Source organism: Nonlabens tegetincola (assembly GCF_002954355.1).
GTDB lineage: Bacteria > Bacteroidota > Bacteroidia > Flavobacteriales > Flavobacteriaceae > Nonlabens > Nonlabens tegetincola.
In genome coordinates this window covers 33,558-60,098 of the sequence record NZ_MQVV01000014.1, presented here as the reverse complement: position 1 = coordinate 60,098, position 26,541 = coordinate 33,558, and the positions used below count along the sequence as shown (strand labels likewise).

The following is a 26,541-nucleotide window of genomic DNA, read 5'->3' as shown; positions in this document are numbered from 1 at the left end:
CCCTTTGCAACTCAATTGCATCATTATTCTTTTATCTTTGTAATATATATGAAAGCATTTTGTTCTATATCAATGGCAATCTTATTCCTTTTTCAAGGGGCTACAGCCAATATGGAAATATGTGAACAAATAGAGAAGTTTTCACATTTTTTATCGCATTACCAAATGCATAAAGAGTATGGTGGAGATACGTTTTATGAATATGTAGTAGAGGTAGTTTTCAATGATGAGTCTGATAACAAAGACCATCACGATGGCTCGTACGACGATAGTGCGCCTGTACATTCACATCATCAATGCTGTTATCCTACAGTTTTTTTAACGCCTTCTAACGCATTAACCATAAAGCCACTTCTCTTTGAAAAAAGGGTGACATATTCATATTATTCTTTTCAATTCAATTCCAGATATCTGGAATCTCTTTTCCAACCACCTCGGGCATAATTCAGTTTTAATAGGATAACTATATCCTTTTTGAAGTTTTCCTAACAGGAATACTCAACTATGTTTTTGCTTTTGCGAAAGCGTAAAGTCATTTATTAACTGAATTAATTTTCTAATCTATGATTAACAAAATCATTGATTTTTCAATCAATAACAAATTTATTATTGGCTTGTTTACCTTGACTCTTGTGGGTGTCGGTATCTGGTCAATGGCAACGGTAAATCTTGGGTCTGTGCCAGATATTACCAATAATCAAGTGCAAGTCATCACGCAATCGCCCAATCTGGGAACGGAAGATATTGAACAGTTCGTGACCTATCCTGTAGAATTATCTATGGGTAATTTACCGGGCGTTACCGAAATAAGATCTATCTCACGTTTCGGACTCTCTGTAGTAACCATCGTTTTTGAGGACGATATGGGGACTTATCTTCCTAGACAACTGGTAGGGGAAAAACTCAACGAACTTGGAGAATCTATACCTGAAAAATTTGGAAGTCCTTCGATGGGACCTATTTCCACAGGATTAGGTCAAATTTATGAATACACCATTCAGCCAGGGAAAGGATTTGAAAACAGATATTCGCCTATGGAACTGCGTACCGTACAGGACTGGGTTATCAAACGACAACTTACTTTACTGGAAGGTGTGGTAGAAGTTAACTCATATGGTGGTAGCATTAAGCAGTACGAAGTTGCCGTCGATCCAGAAAAGTTAAATAGTATGGGCATCAGCATTTCACAAGTGTATGATGCTCTTGCTATGAACAATGTCAATACAGGTGGTGCCTATATTGAGAAAAATAAAATGTCAAACTTCATAAGAGGCGAAGGTCTTATTCGCTCTTTGGAAGACATCAAGAATATCTCGATTATCAACGAAGGCAACATTCCCATAACAATTGGAGATGTAGCAACGCGTGTCCATTTTGGGAGTCAGGTACGTTATGGTGCATTTACCCAAGACGGTAAGGAAGCCGTGGGCGGTATGATTATGATGCTCAAGGGTTCTAATCCTAATGCAGTTATTCAAAATGTAAAGGATCGTATGGCAGAAATTGAAAAATCCCTGCCAGAAGGTTTAACGATCGCCCCTATAATTGATCGTAGTGAGCTTATTGCCAGAACTACAGATACGGTTAAAACTAATTTACTGGAAGGTGCTCTTATAGTGATTTTTGCCCTTGTGTTATTGCTGGGTAGTTTAAGAGGTGGAATCATAACAGCCACGACCATACCCTTGTCCTTACTTTTTGCCTTTATCCTGATGAAGCAGTTTAATGTATGGGCAAACTTAATGAGCTTGGGAGCTATTGATTTTGGGATTATCATAGATGGTGCGGTAATTATTATAGAAGGAACGGTTTATGAGATCCAAAAACGAATTAGGTCTGGCAAGCTAAAATTCAATCAAGGAGTGATGGATAAAGTAGCTTATGATGCAGGAAGCACGATGATGGGTTCCGCTTTTTTTGGACAGATAATTATCCTCATCGTTTTTACGCCTATACTTTTTCTAACTGGTGTAGAAGGTAAAATGTTTAAACCTATGGCATACACCTTTGGCTTTGCAATGATAGGTGCCATCATCTTGTGTCTCACGTATGTGCCTATGATGGCAGCGCTTTTTATGAAACCAGTACAAAATACCAAAAACTGGTTCGGCAGGTTTGAGCGCTGGCTCGAAAAAATAAGTGATAAAATTATAGGTGCTATTCATAGTGCATATATGCCATTATTAAAGGGAGCCCTTAAACTAAAACTTATTGTTTTATCAGCTGCTGCCGTATTACTTCTTATTGCTGGTTTTATCTTTTCTAATATGGGTGGAGAATTTGTGCCCCAGCTTGATGAAGGAGATCTAGCAATGCAAGCACTCATTAGACCAGGAAGTTCATTATCCGAATCTATTGAAGTTTCCAAGAAAATAGAAACTATCCTATTAGAAAATTTCCCTGAAATTAAAACAGTCACAGCTCGTATAGGTGTTGCAGATATTCCTACCGATCCTATGCCTATGGATATTGCAGATATGTACATCATCCTAAACAAGGATATGGACCAGTGGACAACAGCTACTACTAAAGAAGGTTTGATAGATGCCATTAGAGACAAATTAGATGAAGAACTCGTAGGTGTGAATTTAGTCTTTACACAACCAGTAGAGTTACGATTTAACGAGCTGTTAGAAGGTGTAAGAGAAGATATTGCGGTAAAGCTGTATGGCGAAGATTTAGAGGTGTTATCACAAAAGGTTCAGGAAATGGCAGCGATTATACAGACCGTTCCTGGCGCTGGTGATGTGAGTGCAGAACGAACTGCAGGATTACCACAGATGACCGTAAAATATAAGCGTGATAAAATGGCGCAATATGGACTGGATATTCAAAAAGTAAATGATTACATAAGTACCGCATTCGCTGGGGAACCGCAGGAGTAATTTTTGAAGGCGAGAAACGATTTGATCTCGTGGTACGATTTGATGAAAGCCATAGAAAAAGTATCGATGACCTACGCAATATGTATATCGATCTTAAGGATGGCAATCAGATACCCATTATCGAAATAGCCGAAATTGAATACGTCCCTGGACCTATGCAAATTTCACGTGACAATACGTATAGAAGAACCTACGTAGGTGTAAATGCAAGAGGCAGGGATGTGGAGTCTGTAGTAAAAGATATTCAGCAAAAATTAGATGAAGAACTGGACTTGCCATCAGGCTATTATATTACCTATGGTGGCGAGTTTGAAAATCTACAAAGCGCAAAGGATCGTTTGATAATCGTTGTGCCCATCGCCCTGTTTTTAATATTTATACTGCTGTACTTTGCCTTAAAATCCTTTTCACAATCGCTAATGATTTACATAGCGATTCCCTTGGCGGCCATCGGTGGTGTGTTTGCCCTATGGTTGCGGGATATGCCATTTAGTATTTCGGCAGGTGTCGGCTTTATTGTGCTATTTGGTGTTGCAGTTCTTAACGGACTGGTACTTATAAACCGATTTAATTCCTTAAAAGAAGAAGGTGTGATAAGTATAAAGGATAGAATATTTAAAGGGACTAAAGAACGTATTCGTCCCATTATGCTCACGGCTACTACAGATATCTTTGGCTTTTTACCTATGGCGTTTTCCACATCTGCCGGTGCAGAGGTGCAGCAACCACTAGCTACAGTGGTCATCGGTGGAATGCTTACAGCTACGCTACTCACGTTGGTCGTTCTTCCCGTGCTCTATACGTTTATAGAAAAGAGACGCGAGCGCAAAGAGCAGAATAAGATTGGTTCGTTTAATCCGCAAGCGTTGACTACAATTTTGATACTTGGTTTTATGTTAGGTGGTACCGCTTCGGCATCTGCCCAGAGAGCAGTCGAAGGGAGAGCGCAACAATCACAAGCACCTGTGCAAGATCTCATTGCTAAGGACAGCATCACGCCCATCACATTATCACGAGCTGTAGAAATTGCCAAAGAAAATTATCCTGTACTCAAAGCAAGCCAGCTCGAAATCGAAAGACAGAATGCACTCACAGGCAATGCCTACGACTATGGTAGTACACAGGTCTTTACGGGTGGCGAAGAAGTGGCAGATGGTCAGGGTATTTATACCTTGATAGGTATCGGTCAACAAAATATTGATCTACTGGGAATAGGTGCTAAAAAACGTTTGCAACAACAACGCATCCAGTTAGCCGAAACAGCTCTTGACCTTTCGGAAATCCAGATAGAACGGGAAGTCAAAAAGGCCTGGTCAGAAGCTTTTCAGGCAAAGAAGAAGTTTGTTTTGTACCGAGAACTGGACAGCATTTATGATCAGTTTGCACAATCTGTAGAACTCAATTATGAAGTGGAAGCCATTTCAAGACTGGAATATGCTGCTGCGCGCAATCAAGCACTACAAATTAACAATAAGTTTCAGCAGGCAGAAACAGACTATTTCATCGCCTTGCAAAAGCTCAACCTTTGGTTGACACCAGATGCGATGTACGGCGTTTCTGATGAATTGGGAGCTAGTGAAATTTCAATTTTAGAGTCTAATAATACATTGAATGATCATCCTGAGTTATCGCTTTCGCGAAAGCGTATAGACGAAGCACAAGCAAGCTATGACGCAGCAAGGGCAAATTTACTGCCCCAGTTTAATCTGCAAGGTGGTCTGCAACGAGTAAATGGCGATAGCGGTTTCTACACCTATCAAGCGGGCATTACCGTTCCGCTGTTTTCTGGCCCAGACCGCAGCCGTGCAAAAGCTGCAAAACTGGATGCACAGATTGCAGAAACCAATGCAGCCTATAAACAGCGTGAGTTACAATCTGAATATACACAAGCGATGCAAAATTATGTGCGATGGCGGGACACTTGGTTTTTCTATAAAACTGAAGCGCTGCCGCTTGCCATAGACCAGCGAAAGGGCGCGTTGCTGGCATATAAAGAAGGAGCGCTGGACTATGCGGCATTCACACAAATAATCAGGGATGCCATCCAGACTGAAATGGATGCGCTGGACGCACTCGATAATTATTTAATAGCCTTGTTTGAACTACAATATTTCCAAAACTAAAAAGATGAAAACGATAAAATATATACCTGTTACAACAATGCTACTAGCATTATTATTGACCAGTTGTGGCGACTCAAAAACTGAAGATGGCCACGATGAAGCCACCCATTCTGAAACAGAAAAAAACCATTCTGAAGGTGAAACTGATGGAGAAAACCATACCGAAGGCGAGGCTCGAGAAGTAATGCTTACGCAAGAACAGTTTGTAGCCTTACAAATGGAAATTGACACTCTTGCACAGCGCAATATGAGCGGTTATGTAGAAGCAAACGGAACGCTGGAAGTACCACCGCAAAACGAAGCTAATATTACCACGCTCGCGGGAGCAAATGTGGCTTCAATAGAAGTAATTGAAGGCGACGAGGTTAAAAAAAACCAGGCGGTTGCATACCTCTCACATCCCAGTATTATTCAGATACAGAGTGATTACCTAAATGCCTACAGCAACAGTCTTTTTTTAAAACAAGAATATGAACGTCAAAAAAGACTTTATGAAGCTGGCGTTGCATCTGGTATGAATTATCAAAAAGCCACCGCAGACTATCAGGCATCTACGGCAATGGTAAAAGGCCTTGAAGCGCAATTGCAACAGTACAACATCAATGCAAGTGGCGTGCGCGATGGTACGATTTACCAGCGTGTGGCATTACGCAGTCCCATTGCAGGTGTTGTAGAAAAGGTATTTATAAAAACTGGGCAGTATGTAGAGCCACAGACCAATCTGATGGAAATAGTAGATACAGACCACGTGCACGCAGATTTAATGGTTTTTGAAAAAGATGTAGATAAAGTAATAAAAGGACAAAAAGTGCGCTTCAGTATTCAATCGCGTCCAGGAAAAGAACTGCAAGCCGAAATTTATTCGGTCAGCCAGACCTTTGAACAAGATCCCAAAGCAGTGCACGTTCACGCTGAAATTGAGAACAAAGAAGGCGGTCTTATACCTGGAATGTACATTAAAGGTAAAATTGAAGTTGACAACCAGCAGACTATAGCACTACCAGAAAGTGCCGTAGTTACAGAAGCAGGAAAGACGTATGTATTTACAGCGCAAAGGGAAGGTGAAGCGTGGAGTTTTACACCAATAGAGGTTAAAACTGGCGAAAAAGATGGTGACTGGATAGCGATACGTTTTTTTGAAACCCCAAGTCTAAACACACCTTTTGCATTTAATAACGCCTACTACCTAATGGCAGAAATGAAAAAAGGAGAAACAGAACACGAACACTAAATTTATGGAAGCTACAAGACAACAAAATTTAAAAGAAGCACGCACACTTCAAATATGGAACGTCATCTATGACATCATTGAAGTGGTCGTGTCACTTATTGCAGGATTTACCGCAAACAGCTCTGCCTTAATTGGCTGGGGACTTGACAGTACCATAGAGGTAATAAGTGCTGGAACATTGGGCTGGCGGTTACACGGCGAAATCAAAGGAATAGATGAGAAACGTGTAGAAAAGCGAAAAATGATAACGCTTTATGTCATTGCTATATCCTTTGCGCTTATCTGTGCCTTTATATCCTATGATTCCATATCTAAATTAATAAGTCAAGAAACGGCTTCTTGGTCAACTATTGGGGTTGTGATATTAGTAATATCCTTAATCGTAAATCCCATTTTGATTTATTATAAAAGGAAATATGGTAACAAATTGGACAGTCCAGCTCTAAAAGCTGATGCAAAGGATACATTTATTTGCCTTTATCAAACGGTAGTAGTTTTATTAGGATTACTACTTGTGAATTGGTTAGGCTGGTGGTGGGCAGACCCAGTTGCTGCGCTGCTGATTGTTCCATACGCAGCAAAAGAAGGATGGGAAGCTTTATCGAAGGCAAAAAAATCAAAAACAATCTGAAATAACAATGACCGAAATAGAAAAAACATTAGAGAATCATCAAGTGCGTCCTACAGCGATGCGCATTTTGATTTATAAATATTTGGCTGAAAAGGAAGTTGCGGTAGCACTAACGGATATTGAGTCCGCTTTCGCGAAAGCGGAACGCACCACATTATATCGTACACTCAAAACCTTTGAAGAAAAGAAAATTGTTCATCAAATAGATGATGGTACTGGCATTTCAAAATATGCGCTATGCGAAAGTGGCTGTAACTGTGAGATTGACCAAGATTTACACTTGCATTTTCATTGTAATAATTGCAATGAAACGGTGTGTCTTACGGAACATAAAATCCCTCAAATAAAAGTGCCTGATGGGTTTGTTTCAGAAAATGTGAATCTGGTCGTAAAAGGAATATGTGATAAATGTAGTGGTCAATAAATGCACTTCTGTTGCACTAGTTATTAAACTACTTTTATTCAAAATCAATGGATATGAGGTTCAATATTAAAATACCAAGACATCTAAGACAGGCATATAGTAAAGAATTAGAGTTGTACCGCAATAATTTGAAAATGGAACAATTTGCAATTGCTTGGTATCATTTAGAAAGGAGTCATATTATAGGTCAATCGTATCCAATTGAGCATACCTATTCACATTGGTTAATGTTGAAATTTGGGTTTATGCAAAAGAATACTAAAGAAGTATTTGGTCAAATAATCAGATTAGTTGTTGGTGGTTGGAAGTCGTTTATTAATCACGTTCCACTAGGAAATACAGGAGGTTCAAATGTGCCACCATTAAAACGTATGCCTATACCAAATGACATAATTAACTTATTCAATAGTCAATGAAAAAGAAAAAAATAAATTTACGGGACATAGACCCTAAAGAACATAAGGGCGAGCACAGTCACGATGATGGACACAATCACAGTAGTCCAGACGAAGTGTCTAATTTGAAAACTTATCTACCGGCGATTTTCAGTTTTGTAATGCTTATAATAGGTATTGCAGTTGATTATTTTGACACTTTTCCCTTCTTTAAAGGATGGGTAAGAATCGTATGGTACACCGTAGCTTATATCCCTGTTGGCTTCCCTGTAATAAAAGAAGGTTGGAACAGTATTAAGAATGGAGATTTCTTTACGGAGTTCTTTTTAATGTCCATTGCAACTTTGGGCGCATTTGCCATAGGAGAATACCCAGAAGGTGTAGCTGTAATGTTGTTTTATGCCGTGGGCGAATTATTTCAACAAGCAGCGGTTAACCGAGCAAAAGGAAATATCAAGGCTTTATTAGATGTGCGACCTAATGAGGCGTTAGTATATCGAAATGGCGACTTCATTTCGGTTAATCCTGAGACGGTTGAGATAGGCGAAAAAATTCAAGTACGCGTAGGAGAAAAAGTGCCTCTTGATGGAATATTACTTTCAGATAAAGGTTCTTTCAATACCGCTGCTCTTACCGGAGAAAGTAAACCGGATACCGTCCAGAAAGGAGCATCTGTATTTGCAGGAAGCATCAATCTTGATGGAGTTATTGAGGTAGAAACTACTAAGGAGTTCAAGGACAGCTCTATCGCACGTATTCTAGATATGGTGCAGAATGCCACCGCTCGTAAATCTAAAACCGAGTTGTTTATTAGAAAATTTGCTCGTGTTTACACGCCTATTGTAGTTTTCTTAGCCATAGGTCTGACCTTTTTACCGTATTTCGTTGTAGATGATTATGTGTTCAGAGACTGGCTATATCGAGCTTTAATCTTTCTAGTTATCTCTTGTCCTTGTGCTTTGGTAATATCCATTCCGCTAGGATATTTTGGTGGATTGGGTGCTGCATCTCGCAACGGAATCCTGTTTAAAGGCGCATCATTTTTGGATGCAATGACTAAGGTGAATACCGTGGTAATGGATAAGACGGGAACGGTGACCAAAGGTGTTTTTAAGATTAAGGAAGTGGTAAATAAATCCACTTTTGCGGAAGCTGAATTTATGCAGTACCTGATGGCGATGGAAGAACAATCCACACATCCTATTGCAAAAGCAATTCTGGAATACAAGGCAGAAGGTGCCGGCTATGAAGCTACAGCAGTATCTGAAATTGCTGGTAAGGGATTAAAAGGAAGTGTAAATGGGAAAACCGTTTTGGTAGGAAATAAAGCATTGATGACTTCAAATAGCATAGATGTTCCTGCTGAAACCGATAGCATTATTGAGTCCATCGTGATGGTGGGTATCGATGGCAAATTTGCTGGCTATGTTACCATTGCCGATGAACTGAAGGAAGATGCCCATCAAGCGATTAAACAGATCAGGGAATCTGGAATTTCAAAAATTATAATGCTCTCTGGCGATAAGGATTCAATTACCCAACAGGTTGCTAAAGAATTAGGCATTGATTGGGCAAAAGGTGGTTTGTTGCCAGAAGATAAGCTTAACGAAGTAGAAAAGCTTAAAGCACAACCGGATACAAAAGTCGCTTTTATAGGAGATGGTATCAACGATGCACCAGTTTTGGCAGCAAGTGATGTTGGTATGGCAATGGGTGGTCTAGGAAGTGACGTTGCTATAGAAACTGCAGATGTTATCATTCAAAATGACCAACCTTCAAAGATTGCACGTTCCATAAAAATAGGTCGTTCTACCAGAAGTATTGTTTGGCAAAATATTGTTTTAGCCTTTGGAGTTAAAATCATAGTCCTCATTTTGGGAGCTGGTGGTCTTGCCACAATGTGGGAAGCTGTTTTTGCAGATGTTGGTGTTGCCTTGCTTGCTATTTTAAATGCTGTTAGATTACAGAAGATGAAGTGGGATTAAATCTTTGCGAGGAAGCATTATTCATAATCATTGATTTTGAGAGAATTAAGCTAATATCTTCCTTCAAAAAGTTCGAACTCTGTCCCGTTGAGTTCACTAAACAAAACTTGAAAGAGTACTAAAACCTTGTAAATCTTATGATTTGCAAGGTTTTGTAGTTTTTAGACCATCATAGAATTTGATACGATTTCAATTGAAACGTCAACAATTCGGTCAACAAAGAATATGGCAGTCAACAGTGTTGACCGCAGGCATAAAACTCTGAACCATAGTTGATTTGACATTCGTCGCATAAAGTTTAACCTTTTAAAGACGACAACTATGAAGTCACAAAACACCTTTGCAATCCTATTTTGGATTAACACTTCGCGCGCCAAAGATGGCGTTGCCAATCTATACGCTCGTGTAACTGTAAATCAAAAGCGGGCAAACATCAGTCTAAAACATAGCATTAACGTAAACAAGTGGGATGTTACTAAGAAGCGTTCAAAAGGAACTGATGCCAAAGCCAAACAGCTTAACTTTTATCTTGACCAGACGTACACAAAACTCTTTCAAATTTACCAAGACCTAACTTACAAAGAAGAGCTCGTCACCGCCAAAATCATCAAAGCCAAATTCATAGGTGACGATGAAAAATCAAAATCATTGCTTGACCTCATCGAATACCACAGTAAGAAAATTGAAAATACACTTGCGGTTGGTTCCATTCGGAATTTCGGTGTAACAGAAAATTACCTTAACAAATTTCTGAAGAAAGAGAAGAAAACAACGGACATCTACCTTAAGCAGCTGGACTATAAATTCTTGGTGGATTTTGAAAACTATCTGGCGAATGTCTGGCCAGTCGGCCACCCAAGAGCATTAAGTCAAAATACCATTATGAAGCATATTCAGCGCCTACGCAAAATGGTAACACTCGCTTATCATTTAGAATGGTTGGAGCGCGACCCATTTGCGAGATGGAAACCGAAGTATGAGAAATCAAATCGTGAGTTTCTTTCAGAAACTGAGCTTGAGAATCTCGAGAACCACGACTTCAATAGTGACCGTCTGGACCGTGTAAGAGATTTGTTTGTATTCAGTTGTTATACTGGTATCAGCTATGTGGATATTATGGCGCTTACTGCAGATAATGTGATGAAGGGAATCGATGGTGGTAATTGGATAGTTACTAAACGTCAAAAGACCAAGAGTGCTGTACAAGTTCCATTACTGGGCAAGGTTGAAGAACTCATTGAAAAGTACAGCGACCATCCTATGACAGCTATAACCTCATCACTATTACCGATCATCACAAACGAGAAATTGAATGTCTACCTCAAAGAGGTAGCCAACCACGTAGGCATCAAAAAGAATCTTACTTTCCATATGGCACGTCACACTTTTGCCACAACAATAACTCTTTCCAATGGTGTGCCCATAGAAACCGTTTCAAAGCTTTTAGGACATACAAAGATTGCCACCACTCAGATTTATGCAAGAGTGCTAGAGAATAAAGTAAGTGCAGACATGAAAGTCCTACGAGATAGATTGCAACAAAACAAAAGCACAAGAGAAAAACACAAATCTATGTAACCTATGTTACTGAAAACAGTTAGTAGTTCATTTAATTTTATCAAAAAATTTCTAAAATGTTTAAAAGAACAAAGTTATACAGTATGTTATTCTTGAAATGCCCACGCTGTAAGAAGGGTAAATTTTTAGAATCGCATCCATATCAACTTTCATCAGGATTGAATAAGGTAAAACCAAGATGTCCTAAATTTGATTTAAACTATCACATAGAACCTGCTTTCTATACTGGTTCAATGTATGTGTCATATGCTGTAGGGGTAGCTATAGGGGTAGCCATTTTCGTCTTGACTTTTTTCTCAGGTTTGGCAAAACACCCACTTGCCATATTTAGTTATATTGTTTTAGGTTTATTTCTATTAATGCCTTACATAGGAGCCGTTTCAAAATCTATTTGGGCACATTTTTTCCTTAAATGAAAACTAATTTTAGACAATAAATTTTATTTACAAAATGATTCAAGAACTTAAAAATAGCTATGGGCATCTTTTTGAAAGTGCCTTAATTAATGAAATATTACAAGTGGGCACCTATAAGGTAGTTCCAGCAGGTTTCAAATTAATGGAAATTGGCTCTTACGTAAAAGGGATGCCCTTACTTGTCTCTGGAGCAATTAAAGTATTGAGAGAAGATAAGAATGGTGATGAGCTTTTGTTGTATTATCTCGAAAAAGGAGAAACTTGTTCTATGACAATGACGTGTTGTATGGGACAAACCAAAAGTGAGATTAGAGCTATTGCAGAAACAGATACCAAACTTATTATGATTCCTATTCAAAAAATGGAGGTTTGGACTTCCAAATATAGATCTTGGAGAAATTTTGTTTTTGAAAGCTACCATAATAGATTAAATGAAATGCTTCTTACTATGGACAGTATTGCTTTTGACAATATGGACGAACGACTTCTAAATTACCTTAAGGAAAAAGCTCGTATAAATAAAGACAACATAATACATAGTACACATCAGGAAATTGCTTATGAATTGCATAGTTCAAGAGTAGTGATTTCGAGACTTCTTAAAAAATTAGAAAACCTAGGTAGCATCGAACTTCACAGAAATTACATCGAAATAATAAATTTAGACTAGCTATGTAACCTATGTTACTCCTAATTAATTGATGTCTGCATACTTTCGTCCCAAATTACTTAAATACATATGGAATTATTAGAATTACTTGGATACGTTAGTGCATTAATTATAGGCATTTCTTTAGGTTTAATAGGTGGTGGTGGGTCCATACTTGCTGTACCAGTACTCGCTTACTTATTCTCAGTTAATGAAAAAGTAGCAACAGCATATTCCCTCTTTATTGTAGGTGCTAGCGCTTTAGTAGGAGGTTTGAAACAACATTTAAAGGGTTATGTAGATTGGAGGACAGCTGTAGTATTTGGACTACCAGCAATTGCAGGTGTTACACTCGTAAGGAAATATGTGGTTCCTGCTTTGCCTGATGTATTATTTAGTATTGATGATTTTGACTTTACCCGAAGGATGGCCATGTTTGGACTGTTTGCCATTCTAATGATTCCAGCCGCCTTCTCAATGTTAAAAAAACGAGAGGATAAAAAGCAACAAGAAAGCCAAAAGGTTAAATACAATTACCCTTTAATATTAGCAGAAGGTCTGATTGTTGGCGGTATAACAGGACTCATAGGAGCAGGTGGCGGTTTCCTAATAATACCGGCTCTTGTAATATTAGCAAAAGTCAAAATGAAAGTAGCAGTCGGTACGTCCTTGATTATAATTGCATTTAAATCTCTTTTAGGGTTTTTCTTTGGAGATGCATTAACTATGGAAATTGATTGGATGTTTTTATCAATTTTTACTGGATTATCTTTTGTAGGAATTTTTATCGGAAGCTATCTGAGTAATTTCATAGATGGCTCAAAATTAAAGAAAGGGTTTGGCTACTTTATATTCGTTATGGCAATTTTTATTTTTTATATGGAATTCTTTATTGAGCAATGATATTTTAGTGTACTTTGATAACTTAAAGCGACCTCTTTTCAGGGGTCGTTTTTATTTTACAAATTTCTTGATAAAAAAACCACTTTTATGACAAAAGTCATCGTTTATTATTAAAGTTCTCTTGTGTAACTTAAGTAACTGATAAAAAATTAATTAGAGTCTACTTTTAACTTGTTTAATCATAAAATCTAATCAGTATGAAAGTAGAACAAATTTATACCGGATGTATAGCTCACGCAGCGTACTATATTGAAAGCAACGGTGTAGCTGCCGTATTTGACCCTTTAAGAGAAGTTCAACCGTACATTGATCGTGCACAAATTGACAATGCAGCAATAAAGTATGTGTTTGAAACTCATTTTCACGCAGACTTTGTGAGTGGGCATTTAGACTTACGTAAAAAAGCAGGTGCTGAGATTGTTTTTGGCCCAGGGGCCAAACCAGCCTATGAAGCTACAACTGCTGAGGATGGACAAGTATTTGAAGTAGGTGAATACAAAGTAAAAGTAATCCATACACCAGGTCATACAATGGAAAGTACCACCTACCTTCTTATTGATGAAAACGGTAAGGAACATGGAATCATTACAGGAGACACCTTATTTATTGGAGATGTTGGACGCCCTGATTTAGCGCAACACGTAGTTTCTGACCTTACAGAAGAAAAACTTGCAGGTCATCTTTACGATTCCCTTAGAAATAAGATAATGCCTTTAAGTGATGATTTAATCGTATATCCTAACCACGGTGCAGGTTCCGCTTGTGGTAAAATGATGAGTAAGGAAACGACCGACACCCTAGGAAATCAAAAAAAATATAATTATGCGCTTCAAGATATGTCCAAAGAAGAGTTTATCAAAGCGCTCTTAACTGGACTTACGGCACCTCCAGGATACTTTCCACAAAATGTATTGATGAATATCAAAGGTTACGAAAGTCTAGATACTATTATGGATAGAGCCACAAAAGCCTTGAGCCCAGATGAATTTGAAGTAATTGCAAACGAAACAGGAGCACTAATGCTCGATACTCGCGATGCTGATGATTTTGCTAAAGGATTTATTCCCAATAGTGTTAACATTGGGCTTGACGGTAATTTTGCGCAATGGGTTGGTGAGATGATTCCAGATGTAAAACAACAAATTCTTTTAATTACCGAAGTAGGTAAAGAAGAAGAGGCAATTACTAGGCTATCCCGAGTGGGTTATGATTACACTGTAGGATACTTAAAAGATGGATTTGCATCTTGGCAAAACAGTGGAAAGGATATTGAAACTGTAAATCGTATAACGCCATCGCAATTTGAAAGTGAATACAAGAAAGACAAACCTATGGTAATTGATGTACGCAAAAACAGTGAGTTTCAATCAGAACACGTCATAGATGCTACAAACGTACCCTTAAACGAAATCAATCAGCATTTAGCACAATTCCCTAAAGACAAACCTTTTATTCTTCATTGTGCAGGAGGCTATAGAAGTATGATTGCCGCTTCCATTCTTAAGCAACGAGGTTGGGATAATTTTGTAGATGTAATAGGCGGTTTTAAAGAAATTTCTGAAACCACAGTTCCTAAATCAGAATATGTTTGCCCAACGACCTTATTGTAATCAATGAATTGGCACCTTCAAAACTCCTATTATCACAGAAATAATAGGAGTTTCTGTTAATTTTACTATTATGTAACTTAGGTTACTGTACATACTTCACAATCTATATAGTTTTACACTATAAAATTTAAAATAAAAGAGATGAACGTTGAACAAATCTATACGGGTTGCCTTGCTCAAGGCGCCTATTACATCGAAAGTAATGGTGATGTTGCCATTATCGACCCCTTGAGAGAGGTAAAACCCTATTTGAATAGAGCCAAACTCGACGATGCAAAAATTAAATACATTTTTGAAACTCATTTCCACGCCGATTTTGTTAGTGGTCACGTAACCCTAGCAAAAGAAACAGGCGCACCTATCATTTACGGGCCTAATGCTAATCCTTCATTTGATGCAATAATAGCAGAGGATGGTCAGGAGTTTAAACTGGGTAATGTAACTATTATTGCTTTACATACGCCTGGTCACACAATGGAAAGTACCACATATCTTCTTAGAGACGAAAACGGAAAAGACCACGCCATTTTTAGTGGAGACACGCTTTTCTTAGGAGATGTTGGTAGACCAGATTTAGCACAGAAAATGGGTGTGTTAACAGAAAAAGATTTAGCAGGTTTTCTCTACGATAGCTTACGCGAAAAAATAATGCCACTTGCTGACGATGTTATTGTATATCCTGCGCACGGAGCAGGTTCTGCTTGTGGTAAGAATATGATGAAAGAAACCGTAGATAGTTTGGGTAACCAAAAGCAAATGAACTATGCCTTACGTGCAGATATGACAAAAGAAGAGTTCATCGCAGAAGTTATAGACGGGTTACTACCACCACCACAGTATTTTCCAGCAAATGTAAAGTTGAACAAAGAAGGATACGATGATATCGAGGAAGTATTGAGTAGAGGAACTCAAGCCCTTTCGCCTAATGCTTTCGAAGTAGCAGCTAACGAAACGGGAGCAGTCGTTTTAGACGTACGACATCAAGATGACTTTGCAAACGGACACATTCCTAGGTCAATATTTATAGGTTTGGATGGTAGTTTTGCACCTTGGGTTGGTGCACTAATTGCTGATGTAAAACAACCTATACTTTTAGTTACTGACGAAGGTCGCGAAGAAGAAGCTGTGACAAGACTATCTCGTGTAGGTTTTGACAATACATTGGGCTACTTAAAAGGCGGGTTTGAAGCTTGGAAAAAGGCAGCTAAAGAATATGACGTAGTAAGTTCTGTTACAGCTACACAATTCAAGAATGACCTTGAAGAAGAAAAACTACCTGTATTTGATGTACGTAAAGAAAGTGAGTATTTGTCAGAGCACGTGATTGATGCAAACAACACACCGCTGGATTTCTTGAACAATCATCTAGCAGAATTTCCTGAGGACAAACCTTTCTTTGTACACTGCGCTGGAGGTTACAGAAGTATGATTGCTTCTTCCATTTTAAAAAGTCGCGGCATCCATAATTTAATTGACGTAAAGGGTGGTTTTAAAGCCATAAAAGAAGCAGGAGTACCTGCGACTGATTATGTTTGCCCCTCAACACTTTAATAAACAATAGATGAGAAATATAAATCAAACCGAATGGTTAGAGCTAGTTGCAAATGATAGTAATGCTGTAATTATTGATGCACGTACACCTAAAGAATGTGCTGAAGGTATTATTGAAAATGCAATAATGATTGATTTTCTAGATGCCCCTAAGTTCAAATCAGAAATTGAAAAATTAGATAAAGACAAGAATTATTACGTCTACTGCAGAAGTGGAAATAGAAGTGGGCAAGCCTGTCAACTTTTAAATGGATTGGGTATTAAAAACACCTACAACCTTTCTGGAGGGATGCTCGCTTGGACAGGAAAAACAGTTATTCCTGCATAAAAGAATCTTGAGGACCATAGCATCATTGCTATGGTTTTATTGGTTGGTTAGTAGATAAAAAAGCAGTCTTAAAAGGCTGCTTTTTTCATTAGCCTTTTCTCTGTGTGTAACACAAGTTACTTACAATCCAGTTGTTGTAAACTAATTTTGATAGAAAAATTAAATGAAATTTTTACTAATCATTATGTCTTTACTTTCTTTCTTATTTGGCTCAGGCCAACAACAAAGCAATTCCATTACTATTCTTGATAAAGCATCTTTTAAAGCTGCCATAAATGCCAAAAAAGTACAGCTTGTAGATGTGAGAACGCCCAAAGAATATAAAGCAGGCCATATTGCGAAAGCAAAAAATATTGACTTTTTTAATCAAAAAGAATTTATAAACGAGTTTAGCAAGTTAGAGAAAGACAAGGCAGTTTATCTGTATTGTCGCTCTGGAAATAGAAGCCAAAAAGCAGCTAGAAAATTAGACAGCTTAGGTTTTAAGGAAATTTACGATTTAAAGGGTGGATATCTTAACTGGTAATAAACTTAAAATTATAAACAATGACGATTGCAAGTGGTTCTATATGGCATAGTTTTTTAGAGCAGGATGCAAACCCTGAAGTACTTTATGTAAAATCTGAAAATGAGCCTGAAGGAACAACACGCTTTGGCGCTTTGAGCATACCGCTTCACAATACAAAATCGTTTAAACGTACCATTGAAAATCTAGACAAGCAAAAGCACTACTATGTTTATAGTAAGAGTGGTAAAAGTGGAGCAATAGCGTGCCAGAATATGGAGGATGCTGGCTTTGTGGAGACCATTAATCTTAATGGAGGAATTGCAAATTTCTGAACTTATTACCCTAATGAAAAAAAATGGAGACAAAAATTGTCTCCATTTTTTTTGCTCGTATGTAACCTATGTTACTGCACACTTTTGACTTTCGAGATAAATTGCTACTATAAATTGAAACAATATGAAAACATCAATAATAGTTCAAAATTTAAAGTGTGGCAGTTGTGCAAAGACCATCACTTCAAAACTATCCGAGATAAGTAATATAACAGATATCACTGTTGATATTGAAAATTCCACTATCGCCTTTTCAGCAACAAATTCTGAAGACGCACTAGAAGTAAAAAGGAAATTAAAAACGCTGGGCTACCCTACAATCGATGACTCAAATGGAGTTTTGTCCAAAGCGAAATCGTTTGTGAGTTGCGCAACAGGTAAAATGAAATAAAACTACTGTAAAATCAACCTCTTGATAAATAATTTCCTAAATGAAGAATTTCATCAAATCAATCCCAATACTTGCTATAACACTATTAGTTAGCTGTAATCAGAATAAAAATTCAGACTACTCAAAGCAAGTAGAAATCAAAGAGCCTTCGATAGCATACTCGGCGAGTAATCATCCTGGGAAGAAATTAATGGAAAGCAAATGCTACGTTTGCCATAATCCATCTACCGACCACGACAGTAGAATAGCACCGCCTATGGTGGCCATTAAATCCCATTACATTGGTGATGATACTACAAAAGAAGAGTTTGTGACTGCTATGTGGAACTTTGTGAGGGAACCTTCAAAAGACAAAGCCAAAATGAGAGGAGCTGTAAAACGATTCGGTGTTATGCCTTATCAACCGTTTTCAGAAGAAGAAATCAAACTGATATCAGAATATATTTATGACTTTAAAATAGAAGAGCCAGAATGGTTTAAAGAACATATTGAAGAAGAAAGTAAGGGCAAAATGAAATACCGCAACGACGGCAAAGCAAGTGCAAGTTCCGCTTCCGCGAAAGCGAACACACCAGTAGAACGTGGGTTACAATATGCTTTAAACACCAAAAAAGAACTAGGTAAGAACCTTATGGGTACTATTCAGAAAAAAGGAACCAAAGAAGCTGTTACCTTCTGCAATAAACGAGCTTATCCTATAACCGATAGTATGGCAGTCGCACAGAACGCCAACATCAAACGTGTTTCGGATAAGCCACGCAACCCAAATAATCAGGCAAGTACCAAAGAACTGAGCATCATCTCTCAATATAAAAAAGCTATTGCAAACAACGAAGAATATAAGCCAATAACAGAAGTAGAAAATGGGAAGGTTACTTTCTATGCGCCAATACTAACAAACTCAATGTGTTTGCAGTGTCACGGCACACCTAGAAAAACTATTCAGCCAGAGGTATTTAAGACTATTACTAGCCTTTACCCTGAAGACAAAGCCATAGGATATGATGTCAACGAAGTGCGAGGTATGTGGAGTATTACTTATAATCAATAAAATGAAACAAGTACTCTTTGCGCTATTGATAGTATCGCCATTTTATAAAACGAATGCACAGGAGGTAGAAAAATATTATAGCAGCTGGAATACGGTAGATATTGGTATAAAAATAAGCGATAAATGGTCTATAAATTCTGAGTTTAATAATCGGCGAACCGATTTTTTAAAAAAATGGGAGCAATTCATTATCAGACCCTTTGTGCATTATAAGGTAAGTGAAGAACTAGACCTAGCCTTTGGGTATAGCTATATAGACAACAATAGCTTTTCAGATTTTAGAGCGCCTATAGATTTTAAGGAGCATAATATATTTCAACAGCTTACCATAAAGCACCCATTTTCAAAATTTTCGCTTCAACATAGATTGCGTTTTGAAGAGCGATTCAAGCAAAATATTATTGAATTAGCCCCAGAAAAATATATCATCGATGGAACCAATTATAGAAATCGATTGAGGTATAAGTTTCAAGTTACTATTCCGCTGAAAACCTTTGCCTCTAATAGGAAATTAAATTTAGTGCTATACGATGAACTGCATCTAGATTTTGAAGACAGTTTTAGACCCGAAGCCATAGACCAAAATAGGATGAACATAAGCCTTAGCTATCGAATAAACAACCATATAAAAATACGTTCTGGATACCACGATATCTATTTCGTTAGAAGTAACACTAATTCCAATAATCGAATTTGGGAAACCAAAATCATTTATACAATTTAAAATGAATACCTTAAAAATTACAATAGTTCTACTCATAGCAATGGTCGCTCAAGCAAATGCCCAGGAACATAAAGAACACTTACATAGGCAAGCTGGAGCGAGTGGATTTAGAATTGCCGGAGTTATTGGCCATACACTTGTTAACAGTGAAGGTATGGATAATGTTTTTGTACCTTCTTGGGGTTTAGATTTTGAGTACTGGTTTAATCATTCGTGGGGAATCGGACTTCATAATGATATTGAAATAGAAACCTTTATCATCCGAACTTCTAATGGTGAAGAAATTGAAAGAGTAAATCCATTGGTGCTCACTTTAGATGCACTTTACCAGTTTGGTGGCGGTTTTGTCGTGACGTTAGGACCAGGTGTAGAACTAGAGAAAGATGAATCGTTTTACTTGATGCGTGTCGGGATTGAATACGAAAAAGATATAACAGATTCTTTTTATTTATTACCTAACTTATTTTTAGACCAAAGGTTTGACGGTTATAACACTTGGAACATTGGTTTGGGAATTGGATTAAAACTATAGTAATATGCCCAAAAAATTCATAGACATAATAAAAGAAGACAAACCTGTATTGGTAGATTTTTTCGCAGAATGGTGCGGTCCTTGTAAGATAATGTCACCCATTTTAAAAGAGGTTAAGGAATCATTAGGAGACAGAATTACCATTTTGAAAATTGATGTAGATAAAAATCAAGCACTCGCTTCAGAGTATAATGTGCGCGGAGTTCCTACTTTAATTTTGTTTCAAAAGGGAGTTATTAAATGGAAAGAGTCGGGTTTAATGCACAAGACCGAGCTCATTGAAAAAATTATAAGACACCAGAATTAGTCTATTATTGAAACCGATACTTAAAATAGCAGTTAAACTTTATGATAGCGTAAAAACTGTCTGGACATCTTCCTTTGCTGAACGCTGGGTGAGTAATATCCTTGTTGCAAGTTTTGTTTTAGGTATATGTTATTATGGTGCAATAAAAGCAGAGTGGTTATTACCTGCCAACGAGTTTTTTACTCATCCATTTTTTGCCATTGAGATTTCATTTACGTTGCTTTTAATTTTTGAACTGTTTAGTTTAATTTTTTCACTTCCGCAATCAGTAGCACGTTCCAACAGTAAACAATATGAAGTCCTCTCTTTAATTTTCTTAAGGTCTGGTTTCAAAGAATTTAGTCATATTGATAATCTTTCAGACTGGGCGTTTAACTCAGAACCAGTAATTAATATGTTTGCCTATGGAGCTGGTGGACTTATCATCTTTGGTTTGACGAGCCTTACCTACTCCCTGCAAAAACACGCTAAAATAACTAGTAGTAAAACAGAGCTACTATCATTTATAGCAGTAAAAAAACTGCTTGCTTTAGTTCTTTTGGTAGGCTTCTTTATCATTGGCATTAATGACACCATTCATCTTATACAAACAGGTACCTATACGCAGTCGTTTGAGTCCTTTTATACCATACTTATTTTTTGTGATATTTTAATTGTACTTATAGCCTTGCGCTACTCTACAGCATACAATGTAATATTTAGGTATTCATCATTTGTGCTTGCAACTATATTCATAAGAATTTCTTTTAGTTTAGACACAATGGAGAGTATTTTGGTAGGTATAGCTGGTGCTGTATTCGTTTTACTGTTAACGCTTACCTACAACTACTTTCTTAAAACCAATAATATTGAAGCAAATGAAAAAAAATCCTGAACTAGCTTTGGACTCTAACTATTGGGAGAACCGCTATCAAAGCAATAGTATTGGTTGGGATTTAGGTAAAATCTCTAGGCCTTTAGAATACTATTTTGAACAGTTGGATAATAAGAAACTTAAAATCTTAATTCCCGGTGGCGGAAATTCCTATGAAGCAGAGTATTTAGTAAAAAAAGGATTTAAAAACGTTTTTGTTGTTGATGTATCTGAGACGGCTTTAACTAATCTTAAAAAAAGGGTACCAGACTATCCTTCGTCTCAATTAATCAAAATGATTTTTTTTGATGTAAAGATGAAGTTTGACCTTATTATAGAGCAAACATTCTTTTGTGCTATTGACCCAAAACTAAGAGGCCAGTATATTACAAAAGCATCAGAGTTATTAAAAAAAGAAGGCAAACTAGTAGGTTTACTTTTTGATGCACCACTTTACAAAGACCATCCTCCATTTGGAGGAGATAAATGTGAATACGAGGCCTATTTTAGCCCATACTTCTCTATAAAGACAATGGAACCTTGTTATAATTCAGAATCTGAAAGAAAAGGAAAAGAACTATTCATAAAACTTCAAAAGAAATAGACTATGAAAACCTTAGGTCTTATAGGTGGCACATCTTGGCATTCTACCATAGAATACTACAAACTTATTAATGAATTAGTAGGTAATAAAATTGGCACTCAAAGCAATCCACCATTGATTATTCATAGTATTAATATCGAATTAATGCGTGAGCAAAATATAGAAAAAATAAACGCAAAGTATCTAGATGTGTCTCGCAAGCTAGAACAAGCAGGTGCACAAGCTATTGTTATTTGTGCTAATACCCCTCATATGACCTATGAATATGTACAGCCCAAAATAAACATTCCAATTCTACACATTGCTGATGCCACCGGAAATGAAGCAAAAAAACAAGGTCTAAAGACTTTAGGATTACTTGGTAATAAACCTACAATGACAGGTGACTTTATACCTAAAATTCTAAAAACTAAGCACCATATTGAAACCATAATCCCAGAAGAACATTGTCTAGGTCAAGCTCACAACTATGTTTCTAAAGAACTTACACAAGGTATTTTTACAGATAAAGCAAAGCAATTTTTTCTTAATCAAATAAACTTACTCGTAAAAAGTGGTGCAGAAGGAATAATTTTAGGATGTACAGAGTTACCATTATTAATAAACCAGGATGAAACTATAGTCCCATTGTTAGCTACTACAGACTTACACGCACAAAGGGCTGTAGAATTTATTCTTTCTTAGCTTATTAAGTGCATTAAATTAAAAATGAGATATTGCAGAATAATTCATTAACATCAACTGATACCTTTTACATAATACTGTTCACTAATGCAGTTACACTTTACAAAATATCAAAGTGGTCATAGCTCTCTTATCTTCAACATTGGTTGTCTTTACCGGTTCAATAAGTTCTATCTCGTGGTTTTCCAGAAGTGCCTTAATATGTCCTCTTGTAAGAAAAAAAGTTCCTGCTCTATTTGTTTTACTTTCTTTTAGGTAGGGTACATTTCCATCCAAACCAATATCAGACCCCATTCTTATCAATAAGGTCCCATTAGGCTTCAACACTCTTACAAGTTCAGAGAACATCTTAAAAAAATGTTCTTCGCTTTCCGCAAAATGTAACACTGCCGAACAAAATATATGATGAAATTCATTTTCACCGTAAGGCAAATCATCGATGTTACCTACTTTAAAGTTTGAAGCAGATTTTGGGTAATTCAATTTTGCATTTTCCAAACGTTGATTGTCGGTATCTAAACCATAGATATCGTAATCATTGGCATAAAACCATTTCAGGTTTCTTCCTTCTGCACAACCAGCATCTAATATTTTTTCATTAGGTGCATATCTTTTTTTAGAATTTGGTCTATGATATAAATATCTACACTGCCGAGTACAGCTTGTGTTTGAGTTAAATTCATTTGTATTTTTTTGTCTTGTAACATCCGTCACAAGAATTAACACTCTAATATTATATTTTTGATTCAACATTAAAAGAAAAAATGAAAAAAGGTTTAAAGTTGCTTTGGGTCTGTATTATTTGTGCAGGTTTATTTACGGCACTTTATTTCTTAATAGATTATTTTAAAAATGTTTTTATGAAAAAAAATATGGGAGGTGCAGACCGCATTATCAGAATTATTATAGCAGCAATTGTTGGTGTTTTATATTGGCAAGGTATTATCGAAGGTACTTTAGCGTACATCCTATTAGCGGTTGCTGGAGTTTTCCTGATAACAAGCTTTGTCAGTTTCTGTCCTTTATACACCATTGTAGGATTAAATACCTGCAGGGTAAAGAAATAGTTTTAAGTAAATTAATGATTTTTCAAGCAGTTATGATTTTTAACTGCTTTTTTTTATTCTTATGTAACTCAAGTTACACATTTAATGTTTTTTGTCGGGTATTTTTATGAAGTTAAAAAAATAACATAAAAAATGGCATCACATTTTCAAATTTTAATTATAGGAGGAGGAACTGCAGGAATAATGACCGCAGCTCAATTATTAAAGCAAAAGAAATCTAATAGCGTTGCTATAATAGAACCTGCAGACACCCATTACTATCAACCTGCTTGGACTTTAGTTGGTGCTGGCACCTACGACTATGAAAAGACGGGTAGGCCTATGTCATCCATTATCCCAAAAGGAGCAAAATGGATAAAAGATAAAGCCAAAGGTTTTGATGCAGATAACAATACTGTCCACACAGAAAAAAGTGGTGATATCACTTATGATTATCTTGTTGTGGCACCAGGTTTGGTTATGGAACCTTCCTTAATAGAAGGATTACCAGAAGCACTAGATAAAGGTATGGTATGCAGTAATTATACTGACCCAAAACACACTTGGGAGGTCATTAAAAGTTTCAAAGGAGGAAACGCTGTATTCACACAACCCACCACTCCAATCAAATGTGGAGGTGCTCCTCAAAAAATCGCTTACTTAGCAGCTGATTATTTTAGAAAAAATGGTTTAAGCAAAAAGACAAACGTTGTATTTGCTACCCCTGGTACAGTAATATTTGGTGTCAAACCGATAAGGGACACGTTAATGCAGGTAATTCATAGATATGGGATGCACTTCAAACCATATTACGCTCCTTTCAAAATTGATGCTGAAAAACAAATTATCTATTTTAGAAATACAGCTACAGATGAGAATCAGTGCATCATTACTGAGGATAATTCGTTAGGAGAAAAGATGAGTAGCGATGCAATTATAGAAATGCCGTTTGATATGCTACATTTAGCCCCACCACAAGCAGCACCAAAATTTGTTCGCGATTCTACACTTGTAAACGAAGCTGGATGGTTAGATGTAGACCACCACTCATTACAGCATAATAAATACTCGAATATCTTTGGATTAGGGGATGTTGCTGGACTACCAACCGCTAAAACAGGAGCGGCAATTCGTAAACAAGTTCCTGTGGTAGTAGACAACTTAAGTCTACTCATCGCCCAGGACAAGATAGGTACAAAGTCCTATAATGGTTATTCCAGTTGTCCACTTGTAACTGGATATGGTAAAATGACCTTAGCAGAGTTTGATTATGATGGTAATTTTACACCAGACCCAAAACTAAAAAGAATGTTAGTGTTTAATAGTGCCAAAGAACATTGGAGATTATGGATGCTTAAGAAGTTTATGCTTCCTTATCTCTACTGGAATAAGATGATGAAAGGACAAGACGTTTAGGAAAAATCTTATAATCTTAAAATTCAAAGGCGTATTTCAAATAAGAAGTTCGCCTTTTTTAATATCGTTTGTGATAGCAAATTATTAAGTGAAATGATAAAATCAAGTTGGGATTATATCTATGTAGCGATTCAGCTTATACTCTTTGTTATATACATTATACCTACAACAGCACTTAGTTTTTCAACTTATGAAATACTAAAAAACATAGGTCTTATAACGCTGATTTTAGGTGTTCTAATCGGTATCATAAGCTTACTTCAACTCAATAAACATTTATCAACTTTTCCTACGCCAGTTTCTGGAAGTGAATTGATTCGAGGATATGCATATAAGTACATAAGACATCCTATCTACACAGGCATTCTTTTTGCCTTATTTGGATATGGTCTGCACATAGGGTCAGCATATAAACTAATTATTACGTCAGCCCTTCTAATTTTATTTTTCTTTAAATCAAAATACGAAGAAAAGAAACTCACATCTATATTTATTGATTATCCTATATATAAAAAAAGGACAGGACGATTTTTACCTAAACTCTTCTAAAACCCCTAAGAAGTCACGGTTGTCTCGTGTATTAAATGTTAAAAAAAGTTAATTCCATTAGTATGTAACACAGGTTACAGTAGATACTGTAATCATAGTTTATCTTTATACTACATTAAAAATACGATAATTAAAAACTATAAAATGGATAAAGAAAATTTATTACAAGAGCCAGTTACTTCAATGCCAAGAATTGGAGACACAGCACCAGATTTTGAAGCAGTAACTACTAAAGGGAACATCAAAATGTCTGATTTTGCAAAAGACAAATGGATAGTAATGTTTTCTCACCCTGCAGATTTTACACCAGTTTGTACCACTGAGATGAGTGGTTTTGCGACTAGAAAAGCCGAATTTGACGCGTTAAATACCGAGTTACTTGGTTTGAGTATCGATAGTATTCACGCGCATTTAGGTTGGGTACAAAACGTAAGAGAAAATACAGGTGTGTATTTTGACTTTCCTATTATCGCAGATATCGATATGAAAGTATCTAAATTATACGGTATGCTACAACCTAATGAAAGTGAGACAGCGGCTGTAAGAGCAGTATTTTTTATAGACCCTTCTAAAAAGATACGTTTAATTATGTACTACCCGCTTAACGTAGGTCGTAATATGGATGAAATTCTAAGAGCGCTAGATGCACTTCAAGTATCGGACAAACACAAAGTAGCTATGCCACTAGACTGGAAAAGAGGTGATAAGGCTATTTGCCCACCACCAAAATCACTCGATGCATTAAACGATAGACTTGCAGACGACTCGGTAGAAAAAGTCACTTGGTATTTAGCTAAAAAAGATATCTAAAAAAAGAAAACAAGGGCTTTCGATA

The 26,541-nt window shown here is 36.8% G+C and carries 28 protein-coding genes and 1 pseudogene; 28 read left to right on the top strand and 1 reads right to left on the bottom strand.

Going from position 1 to position 26,541, the window contains the following annotated elements; genetic code table 11:
• Positions 1-72 precede the first annotated feature (72 nt).
• The 24 genes and pseudogenes from BST93_RS07195 (at position 73) to BST93_RS07080 (ending at position 22,695) form a co-directional block, all read left to right on the top strand.
• Positions 73-444, top strand: a complete 372-nt coding sequence (locus BST93_RS07195; RefSeq protein ID WP_105018626.1) for a hypothetical protein — start codon at positions 73-75, stop codon at positions 442-444.
• 119 nt (positions 445-563) lie between these two features.
• Positions 564-5,008, top strand: a pseudogene (locus BST93_RS07190) (CusA/CzcA family heavy metal efflux RND transporter).
• Positions 5,009-5,012: 4 nt separating this feature from the next.
• A complete protein-coding gene (locus tag BST93_RS07185; RefSeq protein WP_105018941.1) occupies positions 5,013-6,239 on the top strand; it encodes an efflux RND transporter periplasmic adaptor subunit in 1,227 nt (408 codons plus the stop codon).
• A 4-nt stretch (positions 6,240-6,243) separates the two neighbouring features.
• A complete protein-coding gene (locus BST93_RS07180; RefSeq protein ID WP_105018625.1) occupies positions 6,244-6,870 on the top strand; it encodes a cation diffusion facilitator family transporter in 627 nt (208 codons plus the stop codon).
• Between the two features lie 7 nt (positions 6,871-6,877).
• The gene (locus BST93_RS07175; protein ID WP_105018624.1) at positions 6,878-7,294 is read left to right on the top strand and encodes a Fur family transcriptional regulator; all 417 of its coding nucleotides are present in this window, start codon (positions 6,878-6,880) and stop codon (positions 7,292-7,294) included.
• A 53-nt stretch (positions 7,295-7,347) separates the two neighbouring features.
• Positions 7,348-7,710, top strand: coding sequence for a DUF3703 domain-containing protein (locus BST93_RS07170; RefSeq protein ID WP_105018940.1), 363 nt, complete (start codon positions 7,348-7,350; stop codon positions 7,708-7,710).
• The gene (locus tag BST93_RS07165) at positions 7,707-9,674 is read left to right on the top strand and encodes a heavy metal translocating P-type ATPase (RefSeq protein ID WP_105018623.1); all 1,968 of its coding nucleotides are present in this window, start codon (positions 7,707-7,709) and stop codon (positions 9,672-9,674) included. The genes BST93_RS07170 and BST93_RS07165 overlap by 4 nt, the downstream gene beginning before the upstream one ends.
• Before the next feature lie 321 nt (positions 9,675-9,995).
• Entirely contained in the window at positions 9,996-11,252 is a 1,257-nt protein-coding gene (locus tag BST93_RS07160; RefSeq protein ID WP_105018622.1) for a site-specific integrase, read from the top strand.
• Positions 11,253-11,308: 56 nt separating this feature from the next.
• Positions 11,309-11,668 carry a DUF983 domain-containing protein gene (locus tag BST93_RS14170; protein WP_181072571.1) on the top strand — a complete coding sequence of 120 codons (360 nt, stop codon included), beginning with the start codon at positions 11,309-11,311 and terminating at the stop codon, positions 11,666-11,668.
• 34 nt (positions 11,669-11,702) lie between these two features.
• A complete protein-coding gene (locus BST93_RS07150; RefSeq protein WP_105018621.1) occupies positions 11,703-12,338 on the top strand; it encodes a Crp/Fnr family transcriptional regulator in 636 nt (211 codons plus the stop codon).
• 69 nt (positions 12,339-12,407) lie between these two features.
• Positions 12,408-13,220, top strand: coding sequence for a sulfite exporter TauE/SafE family protein (locus BST93_RS07145; RefSeq protein ID WP_105018620.1), 813 nt, complete (start codon positions 12,408-12,410; stop codon positions 13,218-13,220).
• A gap of 197 nt (positions 13,221-13,417) precedes the next feature.
• Entirely contained in the window at positions 13,418-14,830 is a 1,413-nt protein-coding gene (locus tag BST93_RS07140; RefSeq protein WP_105018619.1) for an MBL fold metallo-hydrolase, read from the top strand.
• A gap of 141 nt (positions 14,831-14,971) precedes the next feature.
• Positions 14,972-16,381, top strand: a complete 1,410-nt coding sequence (locus BST93_RS07135) for an MBL fold metallo-hydrolase (RefSeq protein ID WP_105018618.1) — start codon at positions 14,972-14,974, stop codon at positions 16,379-16,381.
• A 10-nt stretch (positions 16,382-16,391) separates the two neighbouring features.
• Positions 16,392-16,709 carry a rhodanese-like domain-containing protein gene (locus tag BST93_RS07130; protein WP_105018617.1) on the top strand — a complete coding sequence of 106 codons (318 nt, stop codon included), beginning with the start codon at positions 16,392-16,394 and terminating at the stop codon, positions 16,707-16,709.
• Positions 16,710-16,872: 163 nt separating this feature from the next.
• Positions 16,873-17,235, top strand: a complete 363-nt coding sequence (locus BST93_RS07125) for a rhodanese-like domain-containing protein (protein ID WP_258150498.1) — start codon at positions 16,873-16,875, stop codon at positions 17,233-17,235.
• Positions 17,236-17,255: 20 nt separating this feature from the next.
• Complete coding sequence (locus BST93_RS07120) at positions 17,256-17,549, top strand: rhodanese-like domain-containing protein (RefSeq protein WP_105018616.1); 294 nt, start codon at positions 17,256-17,258, stop codon at positions 17,547-17,549.
• Between the two features lie 124 nt (positions 17,550-17,673).
• Complete coding sequence (locus BST93_RS07115; RefSeq protein ID WP_105018615.1) at positions 17,674-17,940, top strand: heavy-metal-associated domain-containing protein; 267 nt, start codon at positions 17,674-17,676, stop codon at positions 17,938-17,940.
• A gap of 40 nt (positions 17,941-17,980) precedes the next feature.
• On the top strand, positions 17,981-18,991 hold the full coding sequence (locus tag BST93_RS07110) for a Tll0287-like domain-containing protein (protein ID WP_105018614.1): 1,011 nt from the start codon (positions 17,981-17,983) through the stop codon (positions 18,989-18,991).
• Position 18,992: 1 nt separating this feature from the next.
• Positions 18,993-19,715, top strand: coding sequence for a DUF2490 domain-containing protein (locus BST93_RS07105; RefSeq protein ID WP_181072569.1), 723 nt, complete (start codon positions 18,993-18,995; stop codon positions 19,713-19,715).
• Between the two features lies 1 nt (position 19,716).
• Positions 19,717-20,247 carry a hypothetical protein gene (locus BST93_RS07100; RefSeq protein WP_105018612.1) on the top strand — a complete coding sequence of 177 codons (531 nt, stop codon included), beginning with the start codon at positions 19,717-19,719 and terminating at the stop codon, positions 20,245-20,247.
• Between the two features lie 4 nt (positions 20,248-20,251).
• Positions 20,252-20,554 carry a thioredoxin gene (gene trxA / locus BST93_RS07095; protein WP_105018611.1) on the top strand — a complete coding sequence of 101 codons (303 nt, stop codon included), beginning with the start codon at positions 20,252-20,254 and terminating at the stop codon, positions 20,552-20,554.
• Between the two features lie 7 nt (positions 20,555-20,561).
• Positions 20,562-21,428, top strand: a complete 867-nt coding sequence (locus tag BST93_RS07090) for a hypothetical protein (RefSeq protein ID WP_146104990.1) — start codon at positions 20,562-20,564, stop codon at positions 21,426-21,428.
• Entirely contained in the window at positions 21,412-22,011 is a 600-nt protein-coding gene (locus BST93_RS07085; protein WP_105018609.1) for a methyltransferase domain-containing protein, read from the top strand. Before BST93_RS07090 ends, BST93_RS07085 begins: the two co-directional genes overlap by 17 nt.
• A 3-nt stretch (positions 22,012-22,014) precedes the next feature.
• Positions 22,015-22,695, top strand: a complete 681-nt coding sequence (locus BST93_RS07080) for an aspartate/glutamate racemase family protein (protein WP_105018608.1) — start codon at positions 22,015-22,017, stop codon at positions 22,693-22,695.
• A 93-nt stretch (positions 22,696-22,788) separates the two neighbouring features.
• Here BST93_RS07080 and BST93_RS07075 read toward each other — a convergent pair whose 3' ends face one another.
• Positions 22,789-23,448, bottom strand: coding sequence for a class I SAM-dependent methyltransferase (locus tag BST93_RS07075; RefSeq protein WP_258150497.1), 660 nt, complete (start codon positions 23,446-23,448; stop codon positions 22,789-22,791).
• 107 nt (positions 23,449-23,555) lie between these two features.
• Here BST93_RS07075 and BST93_RS07070 point away from each other — a divergent pair, with 107 nt between their 5' ends.
• From BST93_RS07070 to BST93_RS07055, 4 genes are all read left to right on the top strand, one after another.
• Positions 23,556-23,762 (top strand): YgaP family membrane protein, encoded by a 207-nt coding sequence (locus BST93_RS07070; protein ID WP_105018937.1) that lies wholly within the window; start codon positions 23,556-23,558, stop codon positions 23,760-23,762.
• Between the two features lie 132 nt (positions 23,763-23,894).
• Positions 23,895-25,157, top strand: coding sequence for an NAD(P)/FAD-dependent oxidoreductase (locus BST93_RS07065; RefSeq protein ID WP_105018607.1), 1,263 nt, complete (start codon positions 23,895-23,897; stop codon positions 25,155-25,157).
• A 93-nt stretch (positions 25,158-25,250) separates the two neighbouring features.
• Positions 25,251-25,706 carry a methyltransferase family protein gene (locus tag BST93_RS07060; RefSeq protein WP_258150496.1) on the top strand — a complete coding sequence of 152 codons (456 nt, stop codon included), beginning with the start codon at positions 25,251-25,253 and terminating at the stop codon, positions 25,704-25,706.
• A gap of 144 nt (positions 25,707-25,850) precedes the next feature.
• Positions 25,851-26,516, top strand: coding sequence for a peroxiredoxin (locus BST93_RS07055; protein WP_105018606.1), 666 nt, complete (start codon positions 25,851-25,853; stop codon positions 26,514-26,516).
• Positions 26,517-26,541: the final 25 nt, after the last annotated feature.